This is a genomic window from Microbacterium sp., assembly GCF_036277215.1.
In the GTDB taxonomy this organism is placed as follows: Bacteria; Actinomycetota; Actinomycetes; order Actinomycetales; family Microbacteriaceae; genus Microbacterium.
The window spans coordinates 1-10806 of sequence record NZ_DASUNI010000173.1 but is presented as its reverse complement, the minus strand read 5'-3'; the positions used below and the strand labels follow the sequence as shown (position 1 = coordinate 10806).

Below are 10806 nucleotides of genomic sequence, written 5' to 3'. Positions count from 1 at the left end.
GCGAAGCCGACCGCGGCGTCGACATCACGCCACTCGGTGGCGCCGAGCGTGTACGTGCCCGAGCGGCTCCGCGGGGCTTCACCGTCGTTGCGGTAGGACACCACCAGGCACGTGATCCCGAGCGCGTGGAACACCGGCACCGCGCGCAGGCATTCGGCGCGGGTCGTGCCGCGGCCGTGCACCTGGATGACCCACACCTCGCCGTCGCCGGCGGGGAAGAGCCACGCTGGGCAGGGTCCGACGCCGGAGCCGATCAGCTCGGGCGTGAACGCCAGATGCAGCTCCTCAGGCCGGTCGTAGTACCAGCCGCTGAACGCCGCTTCGGAGGAGATGCGCGTCTGCGGGCCGATATGCGTGAGCAGCTTGCGCTTGACACTGGTCGCATCCTCGGCGAGCACGGAGCCGAGCTTGACGTAATCCTCGGTGCCGCTGGTGAACAGCCCGTACCTTCCGGGCAGTTGCGTGTCGGGACTCCGGGCCAGCGTGATGGTCTGGGCGGCTGTGTCCAACGACAGGATGCGCGTGTCGGCGATGCGCACGGCGGGCGTCACGACGCGCCGGGCCATCCGCATCGAGACGTAGCCGAGGGCCGAGAGGGCGAGGGCCAGCGCTGCGCTCAGCACCGTGAGTGCAGCCTTCACCCCGGCAACGAGTGCGGGAGAGGCGCCGGGGATCGCGGCGCGCCTGGAGTCGACCATCGGAGCCCCACTCTAGTCTTTCGGCGTGGCTGACCTTCGTCCCCCGAGCGCGCCGCCGTCGTTCGAGCGCGCAGCGGCGGAGGTGCGCTCCACGGTGTTCCGGGCGGACCTGACCGTCCGCGAGATCGCCCCGCCGTCCGGGCTCGCTCCGGAGTGCATCGCGCTTGCGGGCGACGTGCGCCCGGAGCAGGATGGCGTCGACTCCCCCTACGGCACAGGGCGGTTCATCCTGCTGCACGACCCGGAGGAGCCCGACCCCTGGAACGGGGCATGGAGGATCGTTTGCTTCGCACAGGCACCGCTCGAACCCGACATCGGGGTCGACCCGCTGTTGGCGGATGTCGCGTGGTCCTGGCTCGTGGATGCGCTCAAGTCACGGCGCGCCGAGTACCACTCGGCATCCGGGACGGCGACCAAGACGCTGTCGAAGGGATTCGGCTCGCTCGCGGCCGACGGGGACGGCGCGCAGATAGAGCTGCGCGCCTCGTGGTCTCCACTGGGCGGTCTCACCCCGCACGTCGAGGCGTGGTCGGAGCTGGTGTGCATGCTGGCCGGCCTGCCGCCGGGCTCGGAGGACATCGCCGTGCTCGGCGCGCGCAGGGCAGCGCGTGACTGAATACACCGTCATCACGGATGCCGCGGGCCTCGCCGGCGCCGTCGCCACCCTCGAGGCCGGGACCGGGCCGGTGGCGGTCGACGTCGAGCGCGCATCCGGCTTCAAGTACTCTCAGCGCGCATACCTCGTGCAGGTGTTCCGCCGTGGCGCCGGCGTGTTCCTGTTCGATCCGCCCGCAGTGGGCGAGTTCGCCACGCTGCAGGCGGCGATCGGGTCGGACGAGTGGGTTCTGCACGCGGCCAGCCAGGACCTTCCGTCGCTGCGCGAGCTCGGACTCGAACCTGCGACGATGTTCGACACCGAGCTGGCCGCCCGCCTGCTCGGGCACCCGCGCGTCGGGCTCGGCGCGGTCGTCGAGGACACACTCGGGATCACGCTGGCGAAGGCGCACTCGGCCGCGGACTGGTCCACCCGCCCGCTCCCGCAGTCGTGGCTCGAATACGCCGCACTCGACGTCGAGCATCTGGTCGACGTGCGCGACGCCCTGGCGGCCGAGCTGGCCGAGCAGGGCAAGACGGAGTTCGCCGCCGAGGAGTTCCGCGCTGTCCTCGATCGCACGCCGAAGCCCGCGCGCGAAGAGCCCTGGCGGAGGCTGAGCGGCCTGCACACCGTTCGCGGGCGCAAGGCGCTCGCCGTCGCGCGGGAGCTGTGGACGGCCCGCGAGGACTACGCCCGCGAGCAGGACGTGGCGCCGGGTCGGCTCATCCCCGATCGAGCGCTGGTCGCCGCGCTTCTGGCCGATCCCAAGAGCAAGCACGAGCTCGCGCAGCTCAAGGAGTTCACCGGACGGGCCAGCCGCAGCCAGCTCGACCGATGGTGGGCGGCCTTCGAGTCGGGCCGGGCCGCCACCGACCTGCCGCTCGAGCGGGCGACCGGCGGAGAGTCCATTCCGCCCGCGCGTGCGTGGTCCGACCGCAATCCCGAGGCTGATGCGCGGCTCAAAGCCGCGCGGTCCGTCGTCGAAGGTCTCGCGGAAGACCTGAACATGCCCACCGAGAACCTCCTCACACCCGAACTCCTCCGCCGCGTCGCCTGGAATCCACCGGCGCCGCTGAGCGCGGCATCCGTCGGCGACGCCCTGACGGAATTGGGTGCGCGACCGTGGCAAATTGCGCAGACTGCACAGTTGATTGCGGATGCCTTTGTGCAATCCGTGCAAAGCCCTGTCCCCGCTCCGGAGACCGATTCGTAGGTTCGACCCAACCGATGCGGGGCCTCCCACCGGCCTGCCTAGGCTGATCGCATCCCTACTTACGGAGGCAGAGTGGCCGAGATCTCGGACGTCTTTTTCGTCGATGGAATGCGCACGCCGTTCGGGCGCGCCGGCGAGAAGGGCATGTATTGGAACACCCGAGCCGATGACCTCGCGGTCAAGGCGATCGTCGGTGTCATGGAGCGCAACCCGGACGTTCCCGCGGAGCGGATCGACGATGTCGCGATCGCAGCGACCTCGCAGACCGGGGATCAGGGCCTGACCCTGGGCCGGTCGGCAGCGATCCTCGCCGGACTGCCGCTGACTGTGCCGGGCTTCGCCATCGATCGGATGTGCGCGGGCGCGATGACGAGCGTCAGCACCATGGCCGGCTCGATCGGGGTCGGGATGTACGACCTCGCCCTCGCCGGCGGCGTCGAGCACATGGGCCACCACCCGATCGGCGCCAACGCCGACCCCAACCCCCGATTCGTCGCGGAGAAGATGGTCGATCCCGGCGCGCTGAACATGGGGGTCACCGCGGAGCGCATCTTCGACCGCTTCCCGCATCTCACCAAGGAGCGCTCCGACCGCTACGGCATGCTGAGCCAGCACAAGGCACAGGCGGCCTACGACGCGGGCAAGATCCAGCCCGATCTCGTCTCGGTGGCGATCAGGGACGCCGGAGGCGCCTGGGGTCTTGCCACGGAGGACGAGGGCCGCCGACCGCAGACCACGATGGAGGACCTCGCCGGTCTGAAGACGCCGTTCCGCCCGCACGGCAGGGTGACGGCCGGGACGTCATCTCCACTGACCGACGGTGCGACCATGTCACTGCTCGCCGGTGGGAGGGCCGTCAAGGAGCTGGGTCTGAAGCCCAAGATGAAGCTCGTGTCGTTCGCATTCGCGGGAGTCCAGCCCGAGATCATGGGCATCGGCCCGATCCCCTCCACGGAGAAGGCGCTGGCGCGCGCCGGCCTCAAGATCGACGACATCGGCCTGTTCGAGCTGAACGAGGCGTTCGCGATCCAGGTCATCTCACTGCTGGACCATTTCGGCATCGCCGATGATGACCCGCGGGTCAACCAGTGGGGTGGTGCGATCGCCGTCGGCCACCCGCTCGCAGCATCCGGCGTGCGACTGATGATCCAGCTCGCCGCGCAGTTCGCCGAGCGTCCCGACGTCCGCTACGGCCTGACAGCGATGTGCGTCGGACTCGGCCAGGGCGGATCGGTCATCTGGGAGAACCCGCACTACAACGGAAAGAAGAAGTGAGCCGCCCGACGATGACGAACACCGCCTCGGATCAGTACGCCGGGATCGACTTCTCGCCCCTCGATGCGCTCGCAGATGGAGAGGTGATCACCCGCTCCGCCGTGCGTGACATCCCGCTGCCCTCCGGCAAGGTGCTCGCCCTGATCACCCTCGACAACGGCCGCGACCACACCCGCCCGAACACGGTCGGTCCAGCCACGCTGAGGGAACTGGACGCGACGCTGGAGGCGCAGAAGAGGCGCGCGGCGGCGGGTGAGATCCAGGCGGTGGGCATCACGGGCAAGCAGTACATCCTGGCTGCCGGAGCCGACCTGTCCGACATCAGCCGGATGGACTCGAAGGACACCGCACGGCTGATCGCGCAACTCGGCCATCACGTGCTGGGCAAGCTCTCCGATCTCGGCGTGCCCTCATTCGCATTCGTGAACGGTCTGGCGCTGGGCGGTGGACTGGAGATCGCTCTCAACTCCACCTACCGGACGGTGGACGCCTCCGCCGCTGCGATCGCCCTGCCCGAGGTCTTCCTCGGCATCATCCCGGGCTGGGGCGGTGCGTACCTGCTGCCCAATCTCATCGGGATCGAGAACGCGCTCGAGGTGGTGATCTCGAACCCGCTCAAGCAGAACCGGATGCTGAAGCCGCAGCAGGCTTTCGACTACGGGATCGTCGACGCGATCTTCCCCGCCTCGAACTTCCTCGAGGACTCGCTGAAATGGGCGGACCGCGTCCTCGTCGGCGCCGTGAAGGTCGACCGGAAGCACCAGCCGGGCAGGATCGAGCGACTCACGAAGTGGCCGATCGCGATCAAGATGGCTCGGGGCATGCTCGAGAGCCGCATCGGCAGCGTTCCGAAGTCACCGTACGTCGCCCTCGACCTCCTCGACCGGGCAAAGAGCGGCACCAAGGCGGAGGGATTCGCCCGGGAGGATGACGCGCTGGCCGATCTCGTCACGGGAGACCAGTTCGCGGCGTCCATGTACGCCTTCGACCTCGTGCAGAAGCGGGCCAAACGCCCTGTGGGCGCGCCCGACAAGGGACTCGCGAAGAAGGTCACGAAGGTGGGTATCATCGGCGCGGGTCTCATGGCGAGCCAGTTCGCGCTGCTGTTCCTGCGCAAACTCGAGGTGCCGGTGCTGATCACCGACCTCGATCAGGCGCGCGTCGACAATGGACTGGCGTCCATCCGGGACGAGATCGGCAAGCTCGAAGCTCAGGGTCGCCTCGACGGCGATGCCGCGAACCGCCTGAGGGCGCTGCTGCACGGGACGACCGACAAGACCGAGTACGCCGACTGCGACTTCGTCATCGAGGCCGTGTTCGAGGAGGTCGGGGTCAAGCAGCAGGTGTTCGGCGAGATCGAGGCGATCGTCGCCGAGGATGCGATCCTCGCCACCAACACCTCGTCGCTGTCGGTGGAGGAGATCGGCGCGAAGTTGGCGCACCCGGGACGTCTCGTCGGGTTCCACTTCTTCAATCCCGTCGCGGTCATGCCGCTCATCGAGATCGTGCGGACGCCGCAGACCACGGACGCCGCGCTGTCGACGGCATTCGTGGTCGCCCGCGGCCTCGGCAAGAATGCGGTCCTGACCGCCGATGCGCCCGGCTTCGTGGTGAACCGGCTGCTCGCGAAGGTCATGGGCGAAGCCGCGCGCGCGGTGTACGAGGGCACTCCGCTGCCGACGGTGGAGAAGGCCTTCGCGCCCATCGGGCTTCCCATGACGCCGTTCCAGCTGATCGACCTCGTCGGCTGGAAGGTGGCCGCGCACGTCCAGGACACCATGGCGCACGCCTTCCCCGACCGGTTCTTCGCGTCCGAGAACTTCCATCGGCTCGCCGAGCTCGACGAAGTGGTGGAGAAGGACAGAAGCGGCCGGGTCACCGGATGGTCGAAGGCGGCCGAGAGGGTGCTGAAGGGCGCCGTCGGCTCGACCCCCGCGACCGAAGACGAAATCCTCCGCCGCGTCCAGGACGGGCTGGCGCGCGAGATCCGGATCATGCTCGACGAGGGCGTGGTCCCCGAGGTCCAGGACATCGACCTCTGCCTGATCCTCGGAGCAGGGTGGCCGTTCATCGACGGCGGAGCATCGCCGTACCTCGACCGCGAGGGCGCGTCGGAGCGGGTGTTCGACGACACTTTCCATCACCCGGTGATCAAGGGCACCGCCGTCTAGGCAGGCGACCGGCGAAAGCGCATGTCCCTATGGTCAGGACATGCGCTTTCTTCGGTCGAACGGCGCGCGACCGCCTCAGGCGTCGCGGACTTCGTCGTGCGGGGAAGTGACGGCCGCCAGCCAGTCGGTCTGCGGCTCCGGACGTCGCGCGACCGGGATGCGCGTGCCGAGCACCTGCGAGACGATGTCGTGCGCGATCTTCGCGGGGGTGAGACCGGCGTCCTCCAGGATCTGCTCACGCGTCGCGTGATCGATGAACTCGTCGGGCAGGCCGAGCTCATCCACCGCAGTGTCGACATTGGCTTCGCGGAGCACCTGCCGGACCCGCGTGCCGATTCCGCCGACCCGGATGCCGTCTTCGATCGTGATCACCAGGCGGTGGGATGCCGCGAGCTCGACGATCGACGGCTGGACCGGGACGACCCAGCGCGGATCGACGACGGTGGCGCCGATTCCCTGCGCCCGCAGTCGCTGGGCGACGTCGACCGCGATGTGGGCCATCGGCCCGATCCCGACGATGAGAACGTCCCGCGCGTCGGAGCGGACGAGCACGTCGACCCCGTCGCCCAGGCGCTCCAGAGCCGCAAGGGTGGGGCTCACGGATCCCTTGGGGAAGCGGATGACGGTCGGCGCGTCGTCGATCGCGACGGCCTCGCGGAGCTCTTCTCGCAGCCGCTCCGCGTCGCGGGGCACCGCAATGCGGATGTGCGGGACGATCTGCAGCATCGCGAGGTCCCAGATACCGTGGTGGCTCGGGCCGTCCGGTCCGGTCACGCCCGCGCGGTCGAGCACGAACGTGACGCCGGCGCGGTGCAGCGCGACATCCATCATCACCTGGTCGAAGGCGCGGTTCATGAACGTGGCGTAAACCGCGACGACCGGGTGCAGCCCGCCGTAGGCGAGGCCTGCGGCGGACGCCACCGCATGCTGCTCGGCGATGCCGACGTCGTACACGCGGTCCGGGAAGCGCTGCGCGAAAGGGAGGAGTCCCGTGGGGCGCAGCATCGCGGCGGTGATGCCGATGATTTCGGGCCGCTCCTCCCCCACCGCGACCAGCTCTTCGGCGAAGACATCGTTCCAGGCCGTCGAAGCCGAGCCGCCGACGGGTTCACCGGACGCCGGATCGATGCGGCCCACGGCGTGGAACTGATCGGCTTCGTCGTCTCGGGCGGGCTGGTAGCCGCGGCCCTTGTCGGTGATCGCGTGCACGATCACCGGAGCGCCGAAGTCCTTCGCCAGCTCGAGCGTCTCGATGACCACCCGCAGGTCGTGGCCGTCGATCGGACCCAGGTACTTGATGTCGAGATTGGAGTACAGCGCCGCGTTGTTGGTGAACCGCGACAGGAAGCCGTGGGTACCGCCGCGGACACCGCGGTAGAAAGCGCGCGACGCAGGCCCGAGCTTGCCGAAGAACGAGTCCGAGCTGCGGTGGAGCGTGCGATAGCTGTCGGCGGTGCGCACCCGATTCAGGTAGCGCGCCATGCCCCCGATCGTCGGCGCGTAGGACCTGCCGTTGTCGTTGACGATGATCACGAGGTTGCGGTCGTTGTCGTCGGAGATGTTGTTGAGCGCCTCCCAGGTCATGCCGCCGGTAAGGGCGCCGTCGCCGACGACGGCGATGACGTGCCGGTCCTTGCGACCGGTGCGGGTGAGCGCGCGCGAGATGCCGTCGGCCCAGCTGAGCGAGCTGGACGCGTGCGAGGACTCCACGACGTCGTGCGGGCTCTCGGAACGCTGCGGATAGCCAGCGAGCCCGCCGCGCGAGCGCAGACCGGTGAAGTCCTGCCGACCGGTGAGCAGCTTGTGCACGTACGACTGATGGCCGGTGTCGAAGACGATCGGGTCGTTCGGCGAGTCGAACACCTTGTGCATCGCGATGGTGAGCTCGACGACGCCGAGGTTCGGACCGAGGTGACCTCCTGTGCGCGACACGTTCTCGATCAGGAATGCACGGATCTCGCCGGCGAGCTGTTCGAGCTGCTCAGGGCCGAGCGCATCGAGGTCGCGGGGTCCGGAGATGGACGACAGCAACGACATCCCCGCTCCTTTCCGAGCCCACGACGGGCTCTGCAAGTCTACCCGTGGCAGGTACGCCGGAGGGGTCGGGCGCAGGCACCCGACCCCTCCCGCGCGCTTCAGACGAGCGAGCGGAGTACGTATTGCAGGATGCCGCCGTTGCGGTAGTAGTCCGCCTCGCCGGGCGTGTCGATGCGCACGATCGCGTCGAATTCGATCGTGGACTTGCCCGCCGGCGAGAACTCGCTCGGGGCGGCCGTGACGTGCACCGTCTTGGGCGTGACGCCGGCGTTGAGCTGCTCCAGGCCCGAGATCGACACGATCTCGGTGCCGTCCAGTCCGAGCGACGCCCAGCTCTCGCCGGCGGGGAACTGCAGCGGGACCACGCCCATGCCGATGAGGTTGGAGCGGTGGATCCGCTCGAAGCTCTCGGTGATGACGGCCTTGACCCCCAGCAGACTCGTACCCTTGGCCGCCCAGTCACGCGACGAGCCGGAGCCGTACTCCTTGCCGCCGAAGATGACCAGCGGCGTGCCCTCGGCCTGATAGTTCTGGCTGGCGTCGTAGATGAACGACTGCGGGCCGCCGTCCTGGGTGAAGTCCCGGGTGAAGCCGCCCTCGACGCCGTCGAGGAGCTGGTTGCGCAGGCGGATGTTCGCGAACGTGCCGCGGATCATCACCTCGTGATTGCCGCGACGCGAGCCGTACGAGTTGTAGTCCTTGCGCTCGACGCCGTGCTCGTCCAGGTAGCGACCCGCCGGGCTCTCCGCCTTGATGTTTCCGGCCGGGCTGATGTGGTCGGTGGTGACCGAGTCGCCGAGGGTCGCGAGAACGCGGGCTCCGGCGATGTCGGCGACCGGGGTCAGCTCCATCGTCATGCCGTCGAAGTACGGCGGCTTGCGCACGTAGGTGGAGTCGGCGTTCCACTCGAACACGTCGCCCGTCGGGGTCGGCAGGGTCTTCCAGCGCTCGTCGCCCTCGAACACGCTGGCGTACTGGTGCGTGAACATGTCCTTGTTGATCGACGAGTCGATCGTGGACTGCACCTCGGCGGCGTCCGGCCAGATGTCTTTCAGGAAGACGTCGTTGCCGTCCTGATCCTTGCCCAGTGGATCGGTCTCGAAGTCGAAGTTCATCGAGCCGGCCAGTGAGTAGGCGATGACCAGCGGCGGGCTGGCGAGGTAGTTCATCTTCACGTCGGGGTTGATTCGGCCCTCGAAGTTGCGGTTGCCCGACAGCACGGCGGTGACGGCCAGATCGTTCTGCTGGACGGCAGCCGAGACCTCCTCGATGAGCGGTCCCGAGTTGCCGATGCAGGTGGTGCAGCCGTAGCCCACGGTGTAGAAGCCGAGGTCTTCGAGGTCCTGGGTCAGTCCGGCCTTCTCGTAGTAGTCCGTCACGACCTTCGAGCCGGGCGCGAGCGTGGTCTTCACCCACGGCTTGGCCTTCAGGCCCTTCTTCACCGCGTTCCGGGCGAGCAGTCCCGCCGCGAGCATGACCGACGGGTTCGACGTGTTGGTGCACGAGGTGATCGCCGCGATGGTGACCGCACCGTGGTCGAGCGTGAACCGCTCGCCGCCGGCGAGGGTCACCGGCGTCGGCTTGGAGCCCTTCGTGGGCGCGTGGCTGTGGTGGTGGTGGGTGTGTGCGCTGTACTCGTCGTCGGGTGAGTTGCCCGGAGGGTCGGAGGCGGGGAACGACTCCGAGCCCTCGAGGTCGACCAGGTCGTGCTCGACGTCCGCATAGTTCGTCAGATCACTGGCGAATTGGGTCTTCGCGTGGGCCAGGATGATGCGATCCTGCGGTCGCTTGGGCCCGGCGATGGAGGGCACGACCGTGGCGAGGTCCAGTTCGAGGTACTCGCTGTACACGGGCTCGGTCGCGGGGTCGTGCCACAGCTTCTGCAGCTTGGAGTACTGCTCCACGAGCGCGACCTGCTCGTCGCTGCGACCGGTGAGGCGGAGGTAATCCAGCGTGACCTCGTCGATCGGGAACATCGCGGCCGTCGAGCCGAACTCGGGGCTCATGTTTCCGATCGTGGCGCGGTTGGCGAGGGGCACCGAGGCGACGCCGGAGCCGTAGAACTCCACGAACTTGCCCACGACGCCGTGCTTGCGCAGCATCTCGGTGATGGTGAGGACGACGTCCGTCGCGGTCACACCGGTGGGGATGGCGCCGGAGAGCTTGAATCCGACCACCTTGGGGATGAGCATCGACACCGGCTGGCCGAGCATCGCGGCCTCGGCCTCGATGCCGCCGACGCCCCAGCCCAGCACCCCGAGGCCGTTGACCATGGTCGTGTGGGAGTCGGTGCCGACGCACGTGTCCGGATATGCGCGCAGCACGCCGCCGACCCGGCGGTCGTAGATGACCTTGGCGAGGTGCTCGATGTTCACCTGGTGGACGATGCCGGTTCCCGGAGGGACGACCTTGAAATCGTCGAAGGCCGTCTGACCCCAGCGCAGGAACTGGTAGCGCTCGCCGTTGCGCTCGGACTCGATCTCGACGTTGCGCTCGAGCGCATTCTCGGTGCCGAACAGATCCGCGATGACCGAGTGGTCGATGACCATCTCGGCAGGCGAGAGGGGGTTGATCCTCTTCGGGTCTCCCCCGAGCGCCTCGACGGCCTCGCGCATCGTGGCGAGGTCGACGATGCACGGCACGCCGGTGAAGTCCTGCATCACGACTCGCGCGGGGGTGAACTGGATCTCGGTGTCGGGCTCGGCAGCGGCATCCCACGACCCGAGGGCCTCGATCTGCGCCTTCGTCACGTTCGCGCCGTCCTCGGTGCGCAGGAGGTTCTCCAGGAGCACCTTCAGGCTGAACGGAAGCTTCTCG

General features: G+C 68.5%; 6 protein-coding genes and 1 pseudogene. 4 read left to right on the top strand and 3 right to left on the bottom strand.

The window, feature by feature from the left end; translation table 11 throughout:
- Window positions 1-698, bottom strand: a pseudogene (locus VFX99_RS08985) (alpha/beta hydrolase); the annotation flags it as partial.
- 25 nt (window positions 699-723) lie between these two features.
- Here VFX99_RS08985 and VFX99_RS08980 point away from each other — a divergent pair.
- The 4 genes from VFX99_RS08980 (at window position 724) to VFX99_RS08965 (ending at window position 5952) form a co-directional block, all read left to right on the top strand.
- Window positions 724-1314, top strand: coding sequence for a DUF3000 domain-containing protein (locus VFX99_RS08980; RefSeq protein ID WP_329665956.1), 591 nt, complete (start codon window positions 724-726; stop codon window positions 1312-1314).
- The gene (locus VFX99_RS08975; RefSeq protein ID WP_414684346.1) at window positions 1307-2506 is read left to right on the top strand and encodes a ribonuclease D; all 1200 of its coding nucleotides are present in this window, start codon (window positions 1307-1309) and stop codon (window positions 2504-2506) included. Before VFX99_RS08980 ends, VFX99_RS08975 begins: the two co-directional genes overlap by 8 nt.
- A gap of 72 nt (window positions 2507-2578) precedes the next feature.
- Window positions 2579-3781, top strand: coding sequence for a thiolase family protein (locus tag VFX99_RS08970; RefSeq protein WP_329665955.1), 1203 nt, complete (start codon window positions 2579-2581; stop codon window positions 3779-3781).
- Between the two features lie 11 nt (window positions 3782-3792).
- Window positions 3793-5952 carry a 3-hydroxyacyl-CoA dehydrogenase NAD-binding domain-containing protein gene (locus VFX99_RS08965; RefSeq protein ID WP_329665954.1) on the top strand — a complete coding sequence of 720 codons (2160 nt, stop codon included), beginning with the start codon at window positions 3793-3795 and terminating at the stop codon, window positions 5950-5952.
- Window positions 5953-6027: 75 nt separating this feature from the next.
- On the opposite strand, the gene dxs is transcribed toward VFX99_RS08965, so the two are convergent.
- Together dxs and acnA are read right to left on the bottom strand one after the other, a co-directional pair.
- Complete coding sequence (dxs, locus tag VFX99_RS08960) at window positions 6028-7989, bottom strand: 1-deoxy-D-xylulose-5-phosphate synthase (RefSeq protein WP_329665953.1); 1962 nt, start codon at window positions 7987-7989, stop codon at window positions 6028-6030.
- Between the two features lie 98 nt (window positions 7990-8087).
- On the bottom strand, window positions 8088-10806 hold a 2719-nt coding region (gene acnA, locus VFX99_RS08955), incomplete at its 5' end, for an aconitate hydratase AcnA (protein WP_329665952.1).

What these genes read in the sequence shown, in the direction of transcription:
- dxs (WP_329665953.1), bottom strand. Translation starts at nt 7,989, where the DNA reads ATGTCGTTGCTGTCGTCCATCTCCGGACCCCGCGACCTCGATGCGCTC.
- VFX99_RS08965 (WP_329665954.1), top strand. Translation starts at nt 3,793, where the DNA reads ATGACGAACACCGCCTCGGATCAGTACGCCGGGATCGACTTCTCGCCC.